The organism is Streptomyces sp. NPDC006339 (assembly GCF_040612775.1).
Lineage (GTDB): Bacteria > Actinomycetota > Actinomycetes > Streptomycetales > Streptomycetaceae > Streptomyces.
This window is the reverse complement of record NZ_JBEXQW010000039.1, coordinates 23,904-42,632: the sequence shown is the minus strand read 5'-3', so window position 1 is coordinate 42,632 and position 18,729 is coordinate 23,904. Positions and strand designations below refer to the sequence as shown.

The 18,729-nt window shown below is 73.2% G+C and carries 22 protein-coding genes; 20 read left to right on the top strand and 2 right to left on the bottom strand.

The window, feature by feature from the left end:
• The first annotated feature begins 13 nt into the window (after positions 1–13).
• The 7 genes from ABZ135_RS27865 (at position 14) to ABZ135_RS27835 (ending at position 4,317) form a co-directional block, all read left to right on the top strand.
• Positions 14–268, top strand: a complete 255-nt coding sequence (locus tag ABZ135_RS27865) for a MoaD/ThiS family protein (protein ID WP_356699266.1) — start codon at positions 14–16, stop codon at positions 266–268.
• Positions 269–278: 10 nt separating this feature from the next.
• Entirely contained in the window at positions 279–1,505 is a 1,227-nt protein-coding gene (locus tag ABZ135_RS27860) for a hypothetical protein (RefSeq protein ID WP_356699264.1), read from the top strand.
• A 104-nt stretch (positions 1,506–1,609) separates the two neighbouring features.
• Positions 1,610–2,302: a DUF2993 domain-containing protein gene (locus tag ABZ135_RS27855; RefSeq protein WP_356699262.1), complete on the top strand. Its 693-nt coding sequence runs from the start codon at positions 1,610–1,612 to the stop codon at positions 2,300–2,302.
• Between the two features lie 204 nt (positions 2,303–2,506).
• Positions 2,507–2,587 (top strand): Ms5788A family Cys-rich leader peptide, encoded by an 81-nt coding sequence (locus ABZ135_RS27850; RefSeq protein ID WP_352021666.1) that lies wholly within the window; start codon positions 2,507–2,509, stop codon positions 2,585–2,587.
• A 163-nt stretch (positions 2,588–2,750) separates the two neighbouring features.
• A complete protein-coding gene (locus ABZ135_RS27845) occupies positions 2,751–3,596 on the top strand; it encodes a sulfurtransferase (RefSeq protein WP_356699260.1) in 846 nt (281 codons plus the stop codon).
• A gap of 50 nt (positions 3,597–3,646) precedes the next feature.
• A complete protein-coding gene (locus tag ABZ135_RS27840) occupies positions 3,647–3,934 on the top strand; it encodes a DUF1416 domain-containing protein (protein WP_265867432.1) in 288 nt (95 codons plus the stop codon).
• 119 nt (positions 3,935–4,053) lie between these two features.
• Entirely contained in the window at positions 4,054–4,317 is a 264-nt protein-coding gene (locus ABZ135_RS27835; RefSeq protein ID WP_356699258.1) for a DUF3099 domain-containing protein, read from the top strand.
• Positions 4,318–4,357: 40 nt separating this feature from the next.
• On the opposite strand, the gene ABZ135_RS27830 is transcribed toward ABZ135_RS27835, so the two are convergent.
• Positions 4,358–4,720 carry a DsrE family protein gene (locus ABZ135_RS27830; protein ID WP_356699257.1) on the bottom strand — a complete coding sequence of 121 codons (363 nt, stop codon included), beginning with the start codon at positions 4,718–4,720 and terminating at the stop codon, positions 4,358–4,360.
• A 183-nt stretch (positions 4,721–4,903) separates the two neighbouring features.
• Between ABZ135_RS27830 and ABZ135_RS27825 the strand changes: the two genes are divergently transcribed.
• The 9 genes from ABZ135_RS27825 to ABZ135_RS27785 all read left to right on the top strand — a co-directional run bounded on the left by ABZ135_RS27825 (position 4,904) and on the right by ABZ135_RS27785 (position 13,088).
• Positions 4,904–5,710 (top strand): hypothetical protein, encoded by an 807-nt coding sequence (locus tag ABZ135_RS27825; RefSeq protein WP_356699255.1) that lies wholly within the window; start codon positions 4,904–4,906, stop codon positions 5,708–5,710.
• Positions 5,707–6,573, top strand: a complete 867-nt coding sequence (locus ABZ135_RS27820; RefSeq protein ID WP_356699254.1) for a hypothetical protein — start codon at positions 5,707–5,709, stop codon at positions 6,571–6,573. Before ABZ135_RS27825 ends, ABZ135_RS27820 begins: the two co-directional genes overlap by 4 nt.
• Positions 6,570–7,496, top strand: a complete 927-nt coding sequence (locus tag ABZ135_RS27815) for a hypothetical protein (RefSeq protein ID WP_356699252.1) — start codon at positions 6,570–6,572, stop codon at positions 7,494–7,496. The genes ABZ135_RS27820 and ABZ135_RS27815 overlap by 4 nt, the downstream gene beginning before the upstream one ends.
• 262 nt (positions 7,497–7,758) lie before the next feature.
• Entirely contained in the window at positions 7,759–8,331 is a 573-nt protein-coding gene (locus ABZ135_RS27810; protein ID WP_356699251.1) for an FABP family protein, read from the top strand.
• A gap of 341 nt (positions 8,332–8,672) precedes the next feature.
• Positions 8,673–9,329 carry a hypothetical protein gene (locus ABZ135_RS27805; RefSeq protein WP_356699249.1) on the top strand — a complete coding sequence of 219 codons (657 nt, stop codon included), beginning with the start codon at positions 8,673–8,675 and terminating at the stop codon, positions 9,327–9,329.
• Positions 9,330–9,343: 14 nt separating this feature from the next.
• Positions 9,344–11,002, top strand: a complete 1,659-nt coding sequence (locus ABZ135_RS27800; protein WP_356699248.1) for an N-6 DNA methylase — start codon at positions 9,344–9,346, stop codon at positions 11,000–11,002.
• The gene (locus ABZ135_RS27795) at positions 10,999–11,637 is read left to right on the top strand and encodes a restriction endonuclease subunit S (RefSeq protein WP_356699246.1); all 639 of its coding nucleotides are present in this window, start codon (positions 10,999–11,001) and stop codon (positions 11,635–11,637) included. Before ABZ135_RS27800 ends, ABZ135_RS27795 begins: the two co-directional genes overlap by 4 nt.
• Before the next feature lie 38 nt (positions 11,638–11,675).
• Positions 11,676–12,113, top strand: a complete 438-nt coding sequence (locus ABZ135_RS27790; protein ID WP_356699244.1) for a Fur family transcriptional regulator — start codon at positions 11,676–11,678, stop codon at positions 12,111–12,113.
• Between the two features lie 9 nt (positions 12,114–12,122).
• A complete protein-coding gene (locus tag ABZ135_RS27785) occupies positions 12,123–13,088 on the top strand; it encodes a folate-binding protein (protein WP_356699243.1) in 966 nt (321 codons plus the stop codon).
• Positions 13,089–13,105: 17 nt separating this feature from the next.
• Here the strand turns inward: ABZ135_RS27785 and dtd are convergent, their stop codons facing one another.
• Entirely contained in the window at positions 13,106–13,531 is a 426-nt protein-coding gene (dtd, locus tag ABZ135_RS27780; RefSeq protein ID WP_352075203.1) for a D-aminoacyl-tRNA deacylase, read from the bottom strand.
• Positions 13,532–13,670: 139 nt separating this feature from the next.
• Between dtd and ABZ135_RS27775 the strand changes: the two genes are divergently transcribed.
• The 4 genes from ABZ135_RS27775 to ABZ135_RS27760 all read left to right on the top strand — a co-directional run bounded on the left by ABZ135_RS27775 (position 13,671) and on the right by ABZ135_RS27760 (position 18,725).
• A complete protein-coding gene (locus tag ABZ135_RS27775; protein ID WP_356699241.1) occupies positions 13,671–14,276 on the top strand; it encodes an ABC transporter substrate-binding protein in 606 nt (201 codons plus the stop codon).
• A gap of 120 nt (positions 14,277–14,396) precedes the next feature.
• On the top strand, positions 14,397–15,653 hold the full coding sequence (locus ABZ135_RS27770) for a GNAT family N-acetyltransferase (RefSeq protein WP_356699240.1): 1,257 nt from the start codon (positions 14,397–14,399) through the stop codon (positions 15,651–15,653).
• A 105-nt stretch (positions 15,654–15,758) separates the two neighbouring features.
• Positions 15,759–16,424 carry a TetR family transcriptional regulator gene (locus tag ABZ135_RS27765; protein WP_356699238.1) on the top strand — a complete coding sequence of 222 codons (666 nt, stop codon included), beginning with the start codon at positions 15,759–15,761 and terminating at the stop codon, positions 16,422–16,424.
• A 48-nt stretch (positions 16,425–16,472) separates the two neighbouring features.
• Positions 16,473–18,725 carry an AAA family ATPase gene (locus ABZ135_RS27760; RefSeq protein WP_356699237.1) on the top strand — a complete coding sequence of 751 codons (2,253 nt, stop codon included), beginning with the start codon at positions 16,473–16,475 and terminating at the stop codon, positions 18,723–18,725.
• Positions 18,726–18,729: the final 4 nt, after the last annotated feature.

Sequence of the window (18,729 nt, the reverse complement as noted above, 5' to 3'; positions counted from 1 at the left end):
AGGGAGTGCCGCTATGGCAGCGGGAACCATCCGCTACTGGGCCGCGGCGAAGGCCGCCGCCGGAGTCGCCGAGGAGCCGTACGCCGCCGAGACCCTCGCGGAGGCGCTGGACGCGGCCCGCGAGCGGCATCCCGGCGAGCTGGCACGGGTCCTCCAGCGCTGCTCGTTCCTGATCGACGGCGATCCCGTCGGCACGCGCGCGCATGAGACGGTACGGCTGGCGGAGGGCGGCACGGTCGAGGTGCTCCCCCCGTTCGCAGGAGGGTGAACCGCACACCATGAGCAGTGACCAGCAGTACCCGTACGATCCGCAGGCCGGCCCGCCCGGCGGTCAGCCGTACGACCCGAACGTCACCCAGACGTGGGAGGGGCAGACCTGGGACACCCAGTACCAGCCGACGGTGCGGCCGCAGGCGGCCGTCTCGTACGACACGGCGTACCTGCCCCCGCAGGGGCAGACCCAGGAGCAGGCGCAGGGACACCCGCAGGGGCAGCCGTACGCGTACGGGCATGCCGACGGGACCGGAACCGGGACCGGGACCGGGACCGGCGACGCCGGGTTCGTCACCACGGGCGGCCGTCCGCTGCCGGCGGAGACGGCGTACCCGCCGGCGTACGGGACGGCGGCGCCGGCACCGGCACCGGCACCGGTCACGTACGAGACGCCGGAACGGACGCCGGAGCAGGCCCCCGCCCCCGCCGCCGCGGGGCCCGCGTACTCCTCGCCGACCACCTCCGGCCACACCCGGCTCACCGACGCGCAGCGGGCCCGTGCCGAGGGCCGGTCGCCGATCATCGATCCCGGGATGCAGCCGGCCGCGCTGACGGCCGTCCTCGGCCTGCTGCTCGCGGGGGGCGCGGCGGTCGGCCCCTACGCGCTGCTGGTGCCGCTGGTCCTGCTGCAGGCCGTCACCGCCGCCGGCTGGTTCCGGCTCAACGGCATGTGGCCCGCCCGGCAGGGCATCGCGCTCGCCTTCCTCGGCGGCGTCACCGCCGACGCGGCGCTGCTGGCCGCCGGACGCGAGCACGCCCCCGCCGCGATCCTCGGCACGCTCGGCGTCTGGGTGCTGCTCGCCCTGGTCCTCCAGTTGCGCAGCCACGCCGACCCCGACGAGCGCATGTACGGCCTGACGGCGACCGTCGTCTCGGCGGCCCTCGCGGTCCTGGCCGCCGGTCACCTCGGCGCCGAGCCCGACGCGGTGGTCGTCGGCGCGGTCGCGGTCGCCGCGACGGCCCTCGCCCGGGCCCTCCCGCTGCCCGGACCGGTCTCCGTGGTCGTCGCCCTGTTCGCCGCCGCCGGCGCGGGCATCGCCGCCGGCGGGTTCACCGACCTGGGCACGGGCGGGGCGCTGCTCGGCCTCGGCGCCGGAGTGTGCGCCCTGGTCGGGCTGCGGGTGGCCGCCTACGACTACCCGTCGCGGTTCGTCCACATGACGGCCGGTGTCGCGCTGCCGCTGACCGCCGCCGTCCCGGCCGTCCACCTGCTGGGCAGGGCGCTCGCGTAACGCCCGCCCCGGCACCCCCGGGAACCGACCGGCCCTCCGACACGTCGATCTTGATGTCGGAGGGCCGATGCGTCGGCCGGACTCGTCTCAGGGGGGCCAAGCGCATGCGAGCACTGCGGATGGTGCTGATCGTGGCCGTCGTGCTCGGTGGGCTCCTCGTCGGCGCGGACCGGCTGACCCTCGCGTACGCGGAGTCGGAGGCGGCCGCCGGGGTGCGGCTCGGCACCGCGAAGGCGGAGTCCACCGAGGTGGACATCAAGGGCTTCCCGTTCCTCACCCAGGTCATGGACAAGCGCCTCGACGAGGTCGAGGTGCGGCTGACCGGCTTCCGGGCGACCGCCGGCGGCCGTCCGGTGCGCATCGGCGAGCTGACCGCCGACCTCCGCGACGTCACCCTGGGCGACGGCTACGCGATCGAGCGGGCGGGCAGCGCCGACGGCCTCGCGCTGATCTCCTACGCGGACCTGGCCGCCGCCTCGGGCCGGGACGCCCGCGTCGCGTACGGGGGCGACGGCAAGCTGAAGGTCACCGGCGGGGTGCGCATCCTCGGCCGCACGCTGACCCGCAGCGTGCTGTCCACGGTGACCCTGGTGGACGGGAACACCCTCAGGGTCCGGGCCGACGAGGTGCCCGGCGAGGGCATCCCGGGCCTGGAGGACATGGTGCGGGCCCGCACCGACTTCGACCGGCGGATCGAGGGCCTGCCGCAGGGCATGCGCCTGACGAAGGTCGAGGCCCGCGAGGACGGTCTCGCCGTGACGGTGACCGGCCGGGACGTCGTCCTGTCCGCGGGCTGACCGGCCCCAACCGGCCCTTGTCACGGGCCTGATCACATTCTGAGACGCCCTCGTCCGATCCGTAGATGCGCGGCATGCCCCGGCGGGTCGGGGACCCGGCCGCGACGAGCCGCATCCGTCTCGCATCCCGCATCCTGGACGATCGCGTCTCAAAATACGACACACCGGTGACACGGCCGCCTGTCCGTCCCTACGATCGTCCGCATGAAGCGACAGGCGGAACTCACGAAGCGGCGGGCAGTAGACCTGTGCCGCGTCGCCGCCATGCTGTGTCGCTCCGTCTGAGCGGGACGCCGTCCACAGCGCCCGTATTCCTCGGATTCCCCGGCCCTACGACGTGATGTCGGGGCCGCCCTCGCGCAGCCGTACGCCGTCGACCCCCCGGGCCGAGGCGTACCCGCACCACCCCGCACGACACCGCCGCACACTGCCCCGGAGGAGAAGAAGCATGGCTCGCAGCGACGTCCTGGTCGACGCCGATTGGGTCGAGGCCAACCTCGACAACCCGCAGGTCGCCATCGTCGAGGTCGACGAGGACACCTCGGCGTACGACAAGAACCACATCAAGAACGCCATCCGGATCGACTGGACGAAGGACCTCCAGGACCCGGTCCGCCGTGACTTCATCGACCAGGAGGGCTTCGAGAAGCTCCTCTCGGCGAAGGGCATCGCCAACGACACCACGGTCGTCCTCTACGGCGGCAACAACAACTGGTTCGCGTCCTACGCCTACTGGTACTTCAAGCTCTACGGCCACCAGGACGTCAAGCTCCTCGACGGCGGCCGCAAGAAGTGGGAGCTCGACTCCCGCGACCTGGTCGACGGCTCCGAGGTCCCGAACCGCCCGGCGACCGAGTACAAGGCCAAGCCGCAGGACACCTCGATCCGCGCCTTCCGCGACGACGTCGTGGCCGCCATCAACGCCCAGAACCTGGTCGACGTCCGCTCGCCCGACGAGTTCTCCGGCAAGCTGCTCGCCCCCGCGCACCTCCCGCAGGAGCAGTCGCAGCGCCCCGGCCACGTGCCGAGCGCCCGCAACATCCCGTGGTCGAAGAACGCCAACGACGACGGCACCTTCAAGTCGGACGACGAGCTCAAGGCCCTCTACGAGGCCGAGCAGGTCGACCTGGCGAAGGACACCATCGCCTACTGCCGCATCGGCGAGCGCTCCGCGCTCACCTGGTTCGTGCTGCACGAGCTGCTCGGCGTCGAGAACGTCAAGAACTACGACGGCTCGTGGACCGAGTACGGCTCCCTCGTCGGCGTGCCGATCGAGCTCGGCGCGAACAAGTAAGCCCCGGACCTCCCCTTCTCCGGACCCCTCGACCGTAAGGATTCTCAACCATGTGTGGAGCGCAGCCCGGCGGCCCCGACGCCTCGACGATCAAGCCCGGTGAGACCACCATCCAGGGCTACGTGACCAAGGACGGCCAGCCCGTCACCGGTTACGTCCGCCTCCTGGACTCGACCGGCGAGTTCACGGCCGAGGTCCCGACCTCCGCCACCGGCCAGTTCCGCTTCTACGCGGCCGAGGGCACGTGGACCGTCCGCGCCCTGGTGCCCGGCGGGACCGCCGACCGCCAGGTCGTGGCTCAGCACGGCGGCCTCGCGGAGGTCGCGATCGCGGTGTGACACCCGCGCACCGAACGGCCGGAGGGCCGTGCCTCCTGGGGGGTTGGACGCCACACCAGGACTCGAGGCACGGCCCTCCGGTCTGTCCGCGCGCGGCGGCCCGGTCGTACGCTGAAGTCGTGTACGCACGGCGTCGGCGCGTCTACTTCCGGCTGATGGGCGTCTGCCTGGTCCTCTTCGTGGGCGCCTGGGCCGTCGTGCGCCTGTGGTCGGTGCCGGCCGCCGTCGCCATGTGCCTGGTCGCCATGGTCATCCCGCCCGTCGCCGCGGTGCTCGCGAACCGCCGGGGCCCCGACGACCGCTGGTGGGACGATCCCTCCGGGGACCGGCAGTCGGACGAGTGGTGGGACGAGCTGGACGGGAAGCGGCGCCGGGACCCCTGAGGGACCCCGGAGAACCCTCGCCAGGAGACCGGGACCCTCGTCAGTAGACGAGCGCTTGGGTGTCGTCGGCCATCGCCTCCTGGACGAAGACCTGCGCGCCGGCGATGCGGACGCCCTTCAGGACGTCGGCCTCGGTGATCTCGCGGCGGGCGGCGCACTGGGTGCACAGGGTGAGGCGGCCCGCGGCCAGGATCGAGTCGATCAGGTCGGGCAGCGGCGCGGCGTGCGGGAGTTCGAACTCGGCCGCGCGGCCCGGCAGGGCGAACCACGAGGACTCGCCGGTCAGCCACAGCGAGACCTCGACACCGCTCGCGACGGCGACGGCGGCCACCGTGAAGGCCTGGGAGCAGCGTTCGGGGGCGTCCGCCCCAGCGGTCACCTTGATCACGAGCTTCTTCGCCATATACCGAACTGTAATGCGGTCCGAGGCAACCCCCCGCACCCCTCGCGGGTCAGGTGGGTGCGCGGATATCGGAATCCGCGCTTCACGTCTCGTGGGGGGACTCTTTTGGAAGCGACAGAAGCGGTGGAAACCGCTCAGAACGCCCCGGCGCCCACGCCGGACCCGGCCCCGGTACCCGCACCCGTGCCGGTTTCCGAGCCGGCGGCGGAGGCGGAGGCGCAGGCGGGTGCCGCGGAGGCAGGCACGGCAGGGGTCCAGACGCCGCGCCGCCGCCGGGCCGGCCGTACGGTCGCGCTGATCGCCGCCGCCGCGGTCCTCGGCATCGTCGCCGGCACGGCCGTCGGCTACGGCGTCCAGGCCGACCGCGAGCCCACGCCGCTCCCGCCGCTCAACCAGCCGGCCCTGGCGTACCCGGCGAAGCCCCTGCCCAAGGGGCAGCAGCCGACGCCGCTGTCGGCGGCGGAGGACCGCGCTCTGAAGACGGAGGGGGACCTGCGCAGGCTGCTGGTGCCCCGCCCGGCCGGGGCGCGGGAGGCGGAGTTCGCGCAGCGCGACGGCTGGCAGGACCTCGCCTCGTACGCGGCGGGCTTCAAGGACGAGAGCTGGATGCTCGAATTCCTCAACGAGAGCGCCGTCCGCCGGATCGCCGTCCGCAGTTGGGATTCGGGCGAGAACCGGACCACCACGGTCCAGCTCGTCCAGTTCCGTCCGAGCGACCTGCGCGGCGCGGCCGACCACGCCGAGGACCAGATGAGCTACATGGACGGGGAGGAGCACGCCGGCAACGGCGGCGACGCCCTCAAGGGCAGCGGCGACGGCCGCTACTACCTCTACCCGGTGGAGCGGCAGGCCGGATACCTGGACCTCTACACGGCACGGGCGATCTTCCAGCGCGGCGACGTGATGGTCGACATCCACATCTTCGACACCAAGAAGATCAGCAAGAACGACATCCGCACGCTGGCCGAGAAGCAGTTGGAGCGCCTGTGACCGAGCACCCGACTCCCGAGGCGCCCGCCCAGGCAGACCCGGCCGCCGCGACCGCCCCGGTCGCCCCGGCCGTGCGGAGCGAGGAGCGGGGCCGGGGCCGGGGGCGCAGGCTCCTGGCCGCCGTGCTGCCCGCTGCCCTCGTCCTCGTGGCCGCCGGCGGCGGTGTCACCTACACCGCCGTCACCGTGGCGAACGCCGACCGCACGGCCGAGACCGTCGGCTGGGAGGCCCCGGACCCCGAGGCGGCCGGGAAGGACCCCGCCGCCCGCACGGCCGAGAAGGGCCGCGCCTCCACGCCGATGAGCAGGCTGCTGCTGCCCGTGCCCGAGGGCTTCCGGCTCGGCCCGGACGTCGACTCCTACGGCAACGACGGCGAACTCGACGAGAAGGAGGCCGTCGCCCTGCTGAAGAACGACGCTCGCGGGCTCGCCGGCAAGAAGCGCCGCGACTACGAGAAGCGCATCGACAAACTGGGCGTCCAGGGCATCGCCGTGCGGTCCTTCGCGTCGTACGACAACGGTCTGGTCGTCGAGGTCCAGATCATCCGCATGAAGAACAAGAAGCGGATCCACGACCTCTACGAGGTCAAGCGGGAGGTGGCCGAGATCCTGAAGTTCCCCAAGGGGCCCAGGATCCCGGACCACCGGAACGCGTCCTGCTTCCTCATGCCGGACTTCCGCGCCGAGGACGACGACGAGGACGAGAAGGACTCGGCGCTGAGCGGCATGAGCTGCTCCGCGTACGACTCCGAGCTGCTGGTCTCGGTCTCGGCGGCGGGCTCCGCGCCCTTCGACAAGGGCGAGGTGGCGGACCTCGTGAAGAAGCAGCTCGACCACATCAAGACCCCGGGGGAGTACGTATGACCGAGCAGCAGACGCCCCCGGAGGCCGCGCCGGAGGCGACGGCCGCGACCGCGACCACGCCCGCACCGGCGCCCGTACCCGAGCCCGTGCCCGTACCCGAGCCGAACCTCTCCGCCGAGCCGAACCCGTTCGCCGCGCCGGAGCCCGCCGCGCCCGCCGCGCCGCCCGTGCGGTCCCGCCGGGTGCTGGCCGCCGTCGCCCGCTGGACCGCGGCCGTCGTCGTCTTCGCGGGACTCGGTGCCGGCACCGCCGCCGGGATCACCTCCATGGAGCGCACCGACGTGCCCGGTCTCGCGACCGAGAGCGACGGCCGCTGGACGTACCCGACGCTGAGCCTGCCGGCGCTGCCGGAGGGCTCCCCGCGCCCCTTCACCGCCGGCAACGAGGGCGAGGTCCACCACGCGGACCTGCGTCGGCTGCTGCTGCCCGCGCCGGCCGGGGCCACCGTCGACCCGAAGCTCGACGGCGCGTGGGTGAGCGTCGACCAGTACCTTTCCCTCTACGCCAAGGACGAGCGCCCCGAGTTGAAGCAGGCGATCGACGACTCGGCGCTGCGGCACATCACCGCCCGGACCTGGACCATGCCGGACGGCACCAAGAGCGCCGTCTATCTGCTGCGCTTCAAGTCCGTCGGCTTCTCGGAGAACTTCAAAGACGATGCGGTGAACGCCGGCACCACCGCCACCGCGCTCCTGGAAGGAATGCAGTCCGTCGGGACCGAAGCGCTCGGGAACGACGCCCAAGTGCCGAACACGGTGCAGTACGCGACGGCCGAGAAGAAGCCCTACGGCCCCGAGCAGACCCGCTGGGCCTACATCCAGGCGGGTGACACGCTCGCCCTGGTCGTCCAGTCCCGCAAGGGCGAGGCCCTCCAGGTCCCCTTCCAGCAGACGGTGACCCTGCAGAACCAGTTGCTCGGCTGAGCGCCCGGGCGGGAGCCGCCGCCCCGCGCCGCGAGACCCACCTCACCGCGAGGGCCGGGCCCCCGCCCACTAAGCTGGGGTCCGGCCCGTTCCGCCTTCACCGCTCACCGAGGAGCACCACGTGATCGTCTTTTTCGAAGTCCTGCTGGCGCTCGTCTGCGTCGCGGTCCTCGCCTTCGCCGGTCTGACCGTGAAGAAGCTGTACCAGGGCCAGCGCTGACCCCCCACGTCCCCAGACCTACACAGATCGTCTGAGCTGCTCATGATCGAGATCCCGTCCGACCTCAATCCGGACCTCGTCCCCCTCGCGTTCCTGCTCGGCACGTGGGAGGGCGCGGGCGTCTCCGACTTCCCCGGCGCCGAGAAGTGCAACTTCGGCCAGTCCGTGACCTTCAGCCACGACGGCCGCGACTTCATCGAGTACCACTCGCACTCCTGGGTCCTGGACGCCGACGGCAACCAGGTCCGCCCGCTGGAGAGCGAGAGCGGCTACTGGCGCATCGACAAGGACCGCAAGGTCGAGGTCGTCATGGTCCGCGACCAGGGCATCGTCGAGGTCTGGTACGGCGAGCTCGCCGACCAGAAGCCGCAGATCGACCTGGCGACGGACGCCGTCGCCCGCACCGCCGCCTCCGGCCCGTACAGCGGAGGCAAGCGGCTCTACGGCTACGTAAAGAGCGACCTGATGTGGGTGGGCGAGAAGTCCACCCCGGAGGTCCCGCTGCGCCCCTACATGTCGGCGCACCTGAAGAAGGTCGTCACCCCGGAGGCGGTCGCCGAGATGGCGCGCAACCTCCCCGACATGCCGGACGACGGCATCGCCTTCTTCCGCTAGGAACGGTTCTCCCGAGGGCCCGTCGACCATGGTCGGCGGGCCCTTCGGCGTACCCGGCCGACCTGATCGCCCCGTGGGTAGGGGTTAACAGAATCCTCATGACTGCCATGCACTTGATCATCGCGGACGGGTGCGCTACGTTGCTCGCGGGTTCGCTCACGGGGGATGCGCGAAACCCCCGGCCGCATGTGGCGTGGCCGGGGGTTTCACAAGCCGTGCTCCAGGTGGCATGACATGCAGAGGCGATCCTGAAGCTTTCGAGACGAGAGCTTACCGCTCGCACCGGCCTCATGCCACAGCCCTGGGGTCCGACCAGTCGTGACGAACAGCCAGGGGGAAGAGTGGGCGAGCTGCCCGAATGGATGACCGGTGCCCTGTCGGACCCCCGGCTGGGCGGATATCTGCGCGCCGCGGGGGGAGACCCCCTCCGCGCCACCCGGCTCTACTGGTGGAACGTCGAGGTGTCCGCAGCGCTGTTCGGGCCGTTCCACTGCCTCGAGGTGGCCCTGCGCAACGCGGTCCACCGCGAACTGGCCGCCCGGTACGCCCGCCCCGACTGGTGGCGGGTCGCGCCTCTGACGGCGGAGAGCGTGCGCAAGGTGGACCAGGCGCGCGGGCAGTGCCTGCGGAACGGCTCCGCGGGCACGCCGGACGACGTGGTGGCCGAGCTCTCCTTCGGCTTCTGGGCTTCCCTGCTGACCAAGCGCTACGACCGCGACCTCTGGGTGCCGGCCGTGCACAAGGCGTTCCCGGGCTACCGCGGGCGCAGGAAGGGGCTGTACGACGAGGTCTGGTCCCTGGTGCTGCTCCGCAACCGGATCATGCACCACGAACCCGTGCACCACCGGGACCTCCGGGCGGATCACGCGAAGCTCTACCGGATCATGGGATACGTGAACGAGGTGCTCGCGAAGGAGGCCCGGCTGATGGACCGCTTCCCCAAGGTGCTCGCGGCCAGGGGCGACGCGCTGCGCGGGCGGCGCCCGCCGCGCTTCTGAGAGGAACGCCTGTCATGCGGAAACACGACGACGCACTCGTCACCCGGTCCCGGATCGCCGAGCTGGCCGGAGTCCACCGGCCGGCCGTGACCAACTGGGCCGCCCGCTACCCGGACTTCCCCCAGGCTGTGGACAGCCGGACGACGGCGACCGGCAAGGCCGACCTCTTCCGCGCCGACGAGATCGCGGCCTGGCTGCGCAAGCGGAGGATTCCCGCGCCCGCTCTGCGGGACGGTGAGCTGCCCGGCACCACCTACGGCGACCGTTTCCTGGCCGCCCTCGACCACACCCACCGCCCCTCGCCGATGACCGTCGTGAGCCGGCTCCTCGAAGAGCGGGGTGGTCTGAGGCGACACGACCATCTGGACCTGCTCATCGCGCTCGTCTATCTCTACGGTGGCGGTGCGGCCGACTTCGATCCACGGGAGCGCCCGTGGGTGACCCAGAACTGGTCCCGGCTTCGCGATCTGCTCGTCCACGACGGGGTCTGGCCGCCCCGGCAGCTCGACGGCCGCGGCGACGTCACCAGCACCCAGCGGATCGAGCAGGTGCTGCGGGCCACCGTGCCCGTGCTGGGCGAGGCGTCGTGGGACCGGGAGTCGGCAGCGGAGGCGTTCGACCACCTGGTGGAGTTGCGCATGGAGGTGGAGGAGCGCGCCGGCGGCATTCTCACCCCGCCCTCGTTGCGGCGCCTCATGGCCGGACTCCTCCCCGGGGCCGGGCCCGTCCTCGACCCGTACTGCCGGACCGGCGAACTCCTGGAGGCATGCGTCGTGGCCGACCGGGGCCGGGACGGTGAAGAGGGCGGAGGCGCGGACACGACCGGTACCGAGGTGCTCGGAGTGAGCGAGGACGAGGACACCGCCGCTCTCGCCCGGATGCGCCTGCGCGTCCGGGGCGTCGACCCGGAACTCCGCGAGTGGGGGGCGCTGCCCCTGCCCTCCGGCTCGCCCGGAGAACGCCGGTTCGCGCGGGTGGCGACCAACCCTCCGTTCAACCGGAAGGCCGGATCCCGGGGCTGGGACCCGCGTGCCCTCCGCTACGGGGTCCCGCCGGCGAACAACGGCAACTTCGTGTGGCTGCAGGCGATCTTGTCCACCCTCGCCCCCGAGGGACGGGCGGCCGTCCTCATGCCGGACATCGCGGCGCAGTCGACGAGTCCCGCCGAGCGGGAGATCCGCCGGCACATGATCGAGGACGGCGCCGTCGAAGCGCTGATCGCCCTGCCCGCCCAGCTCTTCGGCCGGGCGACCGGTGTGCGGGCGATGCTGTGGCTGCTGACGGCACCGACGGGCCGGGGGGACGAGGTGCTGTTCGTCGACGCCGAGTCCCTGGGGACCATGAAGAGCCGGGTACGCCGGGAGCTCTCCCGGGACGATGTCGACACCCTGATCGACACATGCGACCGGTGGCGGGCGGCACGCGCCGCGGGGGAACCCTTCCCGGGGCGGAAAGGGTTCAGCGTCTCGGTGCCGGTCGCGGAGATCGCCCGCCACGGCCATGTGCTGACACCGGCCCTGTACGTTCCCTGGGACGTCACGCCGCGGCACGGGCCGGCCGGTCGGGAAACGGTCGACCGGCTGATCGCGGAACTGGACGCCCTGGACGGGGCGGCACGCCTCGCGGACGAACGGGCGGCCCGGTCCCTCCGCACGTGGAGAGAGAGACGATGAACGACCACGATCACGAGCGGGGCTGGGAGAGTCTGCCGATCGCCGAGCTGTGCGACGCGCAGATCGGCCTCGTCACGGGGCCGCGCGACTTCCGTGACACCGGCGTCCCCGTCGTGCGGGCCGCCGACATCGTCGGACACCGCCTCACCGGAGCACCCCGGCGTCACGTCGCCCTCGACGAACGGCCGGACTGGGCCCGGTACACGCTGGAGGCGGGTGACGTCCTCCTCACCCGCTCGGGAACCGTCGGCAGGATCGCGCTCGTCACCGAGGCCGAAGCGGGCTGGCTCAACGGCCCCCACCTCATTCGCCTTCGCGTGCGGGCCCACCCCGTGCTCGCCCCGGAGTACCTGGCCGCGTATCTCTCGGCGTCCTCGGCGCAAGGCTGGCTGCGGCGGGTCGCGACCGGCTCGGCCGTCCAGCATGTCTCCCTGAAGATGCTCGGCGAGCTGCCCGTTCCGCTGCCCCCGCTCGCCGAACAGCACCACATAGGCCGCACGCTGGCCGCCCTCGACGACAAGGCACGCGCGCACGAGGAGGTGGCGCGGGCGACCCGTGCGCTGCGGGAGACCATGGCCGATCTGCTGACCTCCGGCGCCGCGCCGCCGGACGACGGCATCGCCTTCTTCCGCTAGGAACGGTTCGGGCCACCGCGCCCTCCTACACTGGGGGCGTGGTGAGCACCGACTGGAAGAGCGATCTGAGGCAGCGCGGCTACCGGCTGACGCCTCAGCGTCAGCTTGTCCTGGAGGCCGTGGACGCGCTGGAGCACGCGACCCCGGACGACATCCTGGGGGAGGTGCGCAAGACCGCCGCCGGGATCAACATCTCCACGGTGTACCGGACGCTGGAGCTCCTGGAGGAGCTCGGCCTGGTCAGCCACGCGCATCTGGGGCACGGGGCGCCGACCTATCACCTGGCCGACCGGCACCACCATCTGCACCTGGTGTGCCGGGACTGCTCGGAGGTCATCGAGGCGGACGTGGAGGTGGCCGCCGAGTTCACCGGGAAGCTGCGCGAGACCTTCGGTTTCGAGACCGACATGAAGCACTTCGCGATCTTCGGCCGGTGCGGTGACTGTTCCCGCAAGGACACCGCCGACGAGTCGTAGGCTTTTCCCATGAAGAGCCCTCTGCTGTCCCTGCCCGGCGCCGTCCCCGCCGAAGGTCGTGACGAAGGCGTCGCCGCCCACTACGGCGATCTGTTCCGCGAGCAGCGGACCCTCGCCGACGGCGCCGGTTTCGTCGACCTCTCGCACCGCGGGGTCGTCACCGTCTCCGGCGCCGACCGGCTGAGCTGGCTGCACCTGCTGCTCACCCAGCACGTCAGCGACCTTCCGGCCGGCCGGGCCACCGAGGCGCTGATCCTGTCCGCGAACGGGCACATCGAGCACGCGCTGTACCTCGTCGACGACGGCGAGACGGTCTGGGCGCACGTGGAGCCGGGCACGCAGGCCGAGCTGATCGCGTATCTGGAGTCGATGAAGTTCTTCTACCGGGTCGAGGTCGCCGACCGTACCGAGGACTTCGCGGTCGTCCACCTGCCGGCCGGGTCCATCGCGCCGGTGCCGGACGGCGTGGTCGTACGGGAGACGGCGTACGGCCGCGACCTGTTCCTGCCGCGGGAGGACCTGGAGGCGTTCGCGGGCACGCACGGCCCGGCCGCCGGCATCCTCGCGTACGAGGCGCTGCGGGTGGAGGGGCACCGGCCCCGCCTCGGTTTCGAGACCGACCACCGGACCATCCCGCACGAGATCGGGCTGATCGGCAGCGCCGTGCACCTCCAGAAGGGCTGCTACCGCGGCCAGGAGACCGTGGCCCGGGTGCAGAACCTGGGCAAGCCGCCGCGCCGGCTCGTCTTCCTGCACCTGGACGGCAGCGAGGTCCACCTGCCCGCGCCCGGCACGCCGCTGCGGCTGGCCGCGGACGGCCCCGAGGGCCGCCAGTTGGGCTTCGTGACGACGGCGGTGCGCCACCACGAGCTGGGGCCGATCGCGCTCGCGCTGGTGAAGCGGAACGTGCCGGTGGACGCCGACCTGGTCGCGGGGTCGACGGCCGCCGCGCAGGAGACCGTCGTCGAGCCCTGAGCCCTCTCCAGGGGCGTCTAGACCTCGATCAGCACCGTGAACGGGCCGTGGTTCGTGAGCGACACGCGCATGTCCGCTCCGAACCGGCCCGTCTCCACGCGCGCGCCGAGCTCCCGCAGTCGGGCGACGACCTCGTCGACGAGAGGCTCGGCAACCGGTCCGGGCGCGGCCGCGTTCCAGGTGGGGCGGCGGCCCTTGCGGGCGTCTCCGTAGAGGGTGAACTGGGAGATCACCAGCAGCGGCGCGTTCACGTCGGAGCAGGACTTCTCGCCGTCCAGTACCCGGACGGACCAGAGCTTTCTGGCCAATTGCGCCGCCTTCTCCGGGGTGTCGTCATGGGTCACCCCGACCAGGACGCACAGCCCTTCGCCGACGATCTCGCCGACGGTCTCCCCTGCGACGACGACGCTCGCGCCGTCGACCCTCTGCACCACTGCTCGCATGCGGACCAACCTACCGAGCCACCCACGGACCGACACGGGGAGGGCCGAACGGGTGCAGACCGCCTGCGTCGGCCGGTGCGGGAGTGGCACCATGCCTGTCAGGCGGTGCGGTTCCGCACCGGTCGAGGGGACGATTCACATGAGTGCATCAGGCGCCGGGCACACGCCGTCCGGTCCCGTACCGCTGACCCGTGCCGGTGGCTCCGTCGGGCGGCCGCCCACGCAGCGGACCGCCGAGCGGGACCTGCCGGACCGGCCGCAGCCGGACCTGGCCGCGCTGCGGCTGCCCGAGCTGCGGGCGCTGCGCCGCGAGGCCCAGGGCGACGAGGCCGATCTGAGCTATGTGCGGCGGATGCTGCAGGGGCGGATCGACATCCTGCGGGCCGAGCTGGCGCGGCGCAGCGATCCGGAGGCGCCGGTGCTCGACCGGCTGTCGGAGATCCTCGCGGACACGCCGTCGCGGCCGGGGGCGGTGGCGCGTTCGGCGCGGCACGTGACGCTGTCGACGCCGCGCAGCGAGGAGTACCGGCGGCTGGCGTCCGAGATGCTGTCGGAGGTCGAGCTGTCGGACCTGACGGCGCGTACGGACGAGGAACTGCACACGGCGATGGGGCGGCTCGCGGGCTACGAGCAGCAGGTGTCGCGGCGCCGGCAGCAGCTCCAGCGCACCGCGGACGACTGCAGCGCGGAGATCGCCCGCCGCTACCGGGAGGGGGAGGCGCAGGTCGACGACCTGCTGGCCTGAGCCGCGCGGGGTCGCAGCCGAGTCGCGCCGGTCCGTTCCGCGCCGGGCGCCTCGCGGCCGCTCCGGGGCTCGCGGAAAAGTCGGGTGCGGGGGCCCTGACCGCCCGCATAGCCTCGAAGGATGAGCTTTGAGGTGCGCACGATCAGCGAGGCGGAGTTCGGGGACTGGCAGCGGGCCAGGCGGGTGGGTTTCCTCCGGCCGCCGGTGGTGCCGGACGAGGAGATCGCGGACCGGCTGCCGCACACCGATCTCTCCCGCACCTTCGGCGTCTTCGACCGGGGCCGGGTCGTCGCCACCTTCCAGTCGTACGGGCAGCGGGTGAGCACGGTCGGCGGCGCGGACCTCGCGGCGGACGCCGTCACCGGGGTCACGGTCTCCCCGACCCACCGCAGGCGCGGGCTGCTCGGCCGGATGATGGAGGCCGACCTGGCGGCGGCGAAGGAGCGGGGCGACGCGTGCGCGACGCTGATCGCCGCCGAGTATCCGATCTACGGGCGGTTCGGCTTCGGGGTGGCGAGCTGGACCACCGTGTGGGCCGTCGACGTGACGAGGGCCGGATTCGACCGCCACCGGCCCGGACCGGGAGCGGGTGCGGGGGACGAGGGCGGCCGGATCGACCTGTCGGACGGCGCCGAGATCCGCAAGTTGGGCCCGGACCTGCACCGCCGCGTGGCGGCGCGGCGGGCCGGGGTGACCGACCGTACGGCGCGCGGCTGGGACATCGGCACCGGCAACGCGTACACCCCCGATCCGTGGACCGAGCCCTTCTACGCCGTCTACCGGTCGGAGTCGGGCGAGGCCGAGGGCTTCGTCGCGTACACGGCGGACGACAAGTGGAGCGACGCCAAGCAGCCGGTCAACACGGCCAGCGTGCGGGACCTGCTCGCGGTCACCCCGGCCGCCGAGCGTGCGCTGTGGCGGTACGTGTGCTCGATCGACTGGATCCAGCGGGTGAAGTCCGGCAACCGCGCGCCGGACGACATGCTGCCGCTGCTGCTGCCCGACCCGCGCGCGGCGCAGGTCCTGACGCACGCCGACATGCTGTGGCTGCGGGTCCTGGACGTGGCGAAGGTCTTCGAGCCGCGGACGTACGCGACCGAGGGCGCGCTCGTCCTCGACGTGCGGGACGCGGCCGGGTTCGCGGGCGGACGGTATCTGCTGGAGGCCGGCCCGGAAGGGGCGTCCGTGACGGCGACGGCCGCGCCGGCGGATCTGGTCCTGGACGTGGCGGACCTGGCGCCGCTCGCGTTCGGCGACGAGTCGGTGGTGCGGCTCGTGGCGCTCGGCCGGATCGAGGAGGCGGCGGCCGGGGCGGCGGCGCGGGCGGACCTGCTGCTGCGGACCTCGCTGCGGCCGTGGAGTATGGACATCTTCTGATCGAGCGATCCGAGCGATCCGAGCGATCCGAGCGATCGGGAGGTCGGGCGGTCGGGTGACCGGGCCGGCGGGCGGTCGCGTGAGCGGTCGAGTGAGCGAGAGCGCGTGGAGGGTGTCGTGGGCGGGCTGCGGGAGCTGAAGAAGGAGCGGACGCGGCAGGTCCTGTCCGAGACCGCGGTGGAGCTCTTCCTGGAGAAGGGCTTCGACGCGGTGTCGGTCGCGGAGATCGCGGCGGCGGCCGAGGTGTCCAAGCCGACCCTGTTCCGCTATTTCCCGGCCAAGGAGGACCTGGTCCTCCACCGGTTCGCGGACCACGAGGACGAGCCGGCGCGGGTGGTGGCCGCCGCGCGGGAGGCCGGAGTGCCGCCGCTCGACGCGCTGCGCGACCACGTCCTCGCGGGTCTGGAGCGGCGCGATCCGGTGACGGGCCTCAACGACGCGCCGGCGGTGCTGGCCTTCCTGCGCCTGCTGTACGGCACGCCGGCGCTGGTCGCGCGCATGCACGCGTACCAGCGGCGTTCCGAGGAGCTCCTCGCGGACGCGCTGGGCGACGCGCTGGGCGGCGGCGACGCGCTGGGCGGCGGCGACCCGCTGGCGGCGCGGCTCGCGGCGGCCCAGGTCGTCGCGGTGCTGCGGGTGCTCGCGGAGGACAACGCGCGGCGGATCTCGGCGGGGGAGCGGGTCGAGGACGTGCTGCCGGGGGCCGTGGCGGCGACCCGGCTGGCGTTCCGGCGGCTCGCGGAGGGGCTCGCCGTCCCGCCCGCCATGTAACCGAATAAAAAATGTGACCGAGTAACGCTCCTCGTCTATCCTGGACGCATGAAGCCGCCGCTCCACCATGACCTCGACCAGGAACGAGCCCATCACGACGCCTGCCGCGCCGCCCTCGCCCGGATGACCGAGGACGTCGAGGAGCAGGTCGTCAGGGGTGAGGACACCGCGGCCTCCGGAGCCGACGCGGAAGTCCTCGGCCACCACCTGCGCAGCCGTGCCAAGGTCTTCCGGGAGATGCCGCCGGGCCCTCTCTTCTTCGGCCGCCTCGACCGCGAGGACGGTCAGGTCCACCACATCGGCCGCCGCCGGATCGCCGAGCACCCGGCGGCTCCGCCGCTCGTCGTGGACTGGCGGGCGCCCGTCTCCCGCGCCTACTACCAGGCCGGACCGCAGGACCCGCAGGGCGTGGTCCGGCGCCGCCGCTTCGGCTGGGCGCCGGGCAGCCTCGGCGCCTCGGAGGACCTGACCGCCCTGGAGGACGAGCATCTGGGGGACGAGCGCCCGGGGGACGAGCGAGGGGAGGGCGCGCGCCTGGGGGACGGGCGCCCGGCAGACGGTCCTGCGGGCATCGGCGCCGGCGCCGGTGGGGGGCCGGCGAGCGCGATCCTCGCGGGCGAGATCGAGCGTCCCCGCGTCGGACCCATGCGGGACATCGCCGCGACCCTCCAGCCCGAGCAGGACGACCTCGTGCGCTCCGGGCCCGCCCAGTCGATCTGCGTGCAGGGCGCGCCGGGCACCGGCAAGACCGCCGTGGGCCTGCACCGCGCCGCGTACCTCCTCTACACCCACCCGCAGCGCTTCCAGCGCTCCGGACTCCTGGTCCTCGGCCCCAACCGCACCTTCCTCTCCTACATCTCCGAGGTGCTGCCCGCGCTCGGCGAGACCGGAGTGCGCCAGTCCACGGTCGAGGACGAGCTCGCCGTCCACGAGGTGCGGGCGGTGGACGGCGAGGCGGCGGCCCGGGTCAAGCACGACGCCCGGATGGCCGAGGTGCTGCGCCGGGTGCTGTACGCGCGGGTCGACCCGGCACCCGCCGCGGACCTGACCGTGCCGGACGGCTCCTACCGCTGGCGCGTGCCCGCGCACGAGCTCGCCGCGATCGTCGCGTCCGTACGGGAGGAGGCCCCGCCCTACGCGGTCGGCCGCGAACGGGTGCGCGCCCGGGTCGTGCGGGCGCTGCGGGAGCGGGCCGAGCGGCGGGCCGGCCCGCTGGGCAACGCCTGGGTGCGCGCGGTGGAACGGGCCCGGCCGGTCAAGGAGTTCGTGGACGCCTGCTGGCCGAAGGTCACCCCGGAGGAGGTGCTCGCCGCCTTCCTGGCCGACCCGACCGAGCCGGGCGGTCCGGCCGAGCCGAGCGGTCCGAGCGAGGCGACTGGGCCGGGCGGGTCGACCGAGCCGGCCGGGCCGGGCGGTCCGGCCGCTTCGGCCGAGGGGCTGCTGACGGAGGAGGAGCGGGCCTCGATCCGCTGGGCGAAGCCCCCGCGCTCGTACCGCAGCGCCCGCTGGAGCGCCGCCGACCTCGTGCTGCTCGACGAGCTGGCCGGGCTGATCGAGCGCCCCGAGGGATACGCCCATGTGGTCGTCGACGAGGCCCAGGACCTCTCGCCCATGCAGTGCCGGGCCATCGCCCGGCGCGCCGGATTCGGTTCCCTGACCGTGCTCGGTGACCTGGCGCAGGGGACGACCCCGTGGGCGGCCCGCGACTGGCGGGAGCAACTGGCCCATCTGGGCCGGCCGGACGCCGAGATCGTGCCGCTGACCACGGGTTACCGGGTGCCGGCCGCGGTCGTCGACCTCGCCAACCGGCTGCTGCCGGAGCTCGGAGCGGCGGCCTGGGCCGGCCGCTCGCTGCGCGCGGGCGGCGAGGTGACCGTACGGCGGGTGGCGGACGTGGCCGAAGGGGTGGCCGAGGCGGTCCGGGCGGCGCTGAAGGAGGAGGGTTCGGTGGGCGTGATCGCGGCGGACGCGACGGTCGCCGGGCTGGCGGCGTACGGGTTCGGGGAGCGGGTCTCGGTCGTCCCGGCGTCGCTCGCCAAGGGCCTGGAGTACGACCACGTCGTCGTCGCCGAGCCCGCCGAGATCGTCGCGGCCGAGCCGCGCGGGCTCCACCGGCTGTACGTGGTGCTCACGCGGGCGGTGTCGCGCCTGGACCTGGTGCACCGCCGGCCGCTGCCGGGACCGCTGACCGCCCCGCCGTCGGACCAGCCTCCCGCGGCGCCTCCCGGCCCGCTTCCTGTTCCGCGTCCCGTCCCGCCGTCGGATGCGAGTCCGGCGCCCGGGGGCCGTATATCCGGGTGAGTTC

Bases quoted from the DNA above. Each gene is read 5' to 3' on its own strand.
- ABZ135_RS27865 (WP_356699266.1), top strand. From the start codon at position 14: ATGGCAGCGGGAACCATCCGCTACTGGGCCGCGGCGAAGGCCGCCGCC.
- ABZ135_RS27860 (WP_356699264.1), top strand. From the start codon at position 279: ATGAGCAGTGACCAGCAGTACCCGTACGATCCGCAGGCCGGCCCGCCC.
- ABZ135_RS27855 (WP_356699262.1), top strand. From the start codon at position 1,610: ATGCGAGCACTGCGGATGGTGCTGATCGTGGCCGTCGTGCTCGGTGGG.
- ABZ135_RS27850 (WP_352021666.1), top strand. From the start codon at position 2,507: ATGAAGCGACAGGCGGAACTCACGAAGCGGCGGGCAGTAGACCTGTGC.
- ABZ135_RS27845 (WP_356699260.1), top strand. From the start codon at position 2,751: ATGGCTCGCAGCGACGTCCTGGTCGACGCCGATTGGGTCGAGGCCAAC.
- ABZ135_RS27840 (WP_265867432.1), top strand. From the start codon at position 3,647: ATGTGTGGAGCGCAGCCCGGCGGCCCCGACGCCTCGACGATCAAGCCC.
- ABZ135_RS27830 (WP_356699257.1), bottom strand. From the start codon at position 4,720: ATGGCGAAGAAGCTCGTGATCAAGGTGACCGCTGGGGCGGACGCCCCC.
- ABZ135_RS27815 (WP_356699252.1), top strand. From the start codon at position 6,570: ATGACCGAGCAGCAGACGCCCCCGGAGGCCGCGCCGGAGGCGACGGCC.
- ABZ135_RS27810 (WP_356699251.1), top strand. From the start codon at position 7,759: ATGATCGAGATCCCGTCCGACCTCAATCCGGACCTCGTCCCCCTCGCG.
- ABZ135_RS27800 (WP_356699248.1), top strand. From the start codon at position 9,344: ATGCGGAAACACGACGACGCACTCGTCACCCGGTCCCGGATCGCCGAG.
- ABZ135_RS27795 (WP_356699246.1), top strand. From the start codon at position 10,999: ATGAACGACCACGATCACGAGCGGGGCTGGGAGAGTCTGCCGATCGCC.
- ABZ135_RS27785 (WP_356699243.1), top strand. From the start codon at position 12,123: ATGAAGAGCCCTCTGCTGTCCCTGCCCGGCGCCGTCCCCGCCGAAGGT.
- dtd (WP_352075203.1), bottom strand. From the start codon at position 13,531: ATGCGAGCAGTGGTGCAGAGGGTCGACGGCGCGAGCGTCGTCGTCGCA.
- ABZ135_RS27775 (WP_356699241.1), top strand. From the start codon at position 13,671: ATGAGTGCATCAGGCGCCGGGCACACGCCGTCCGGTCCCGTACCGCTG.
- ABZ135_RS27770 (WP_356699240.1), top strand. From the start codon at position 14,397: ATGAGCTTTGAGGTGCGCACGATCAGCGAGGCGGAGTTCGGGGACTGG.
- ABZ135_RS27760 (WP_356699237.1), top strand. From the start codon at position 16,473: ATGAAGCCGCCGCTCCACCATGACCTCGACCAGGAACGAGCCCATCAC.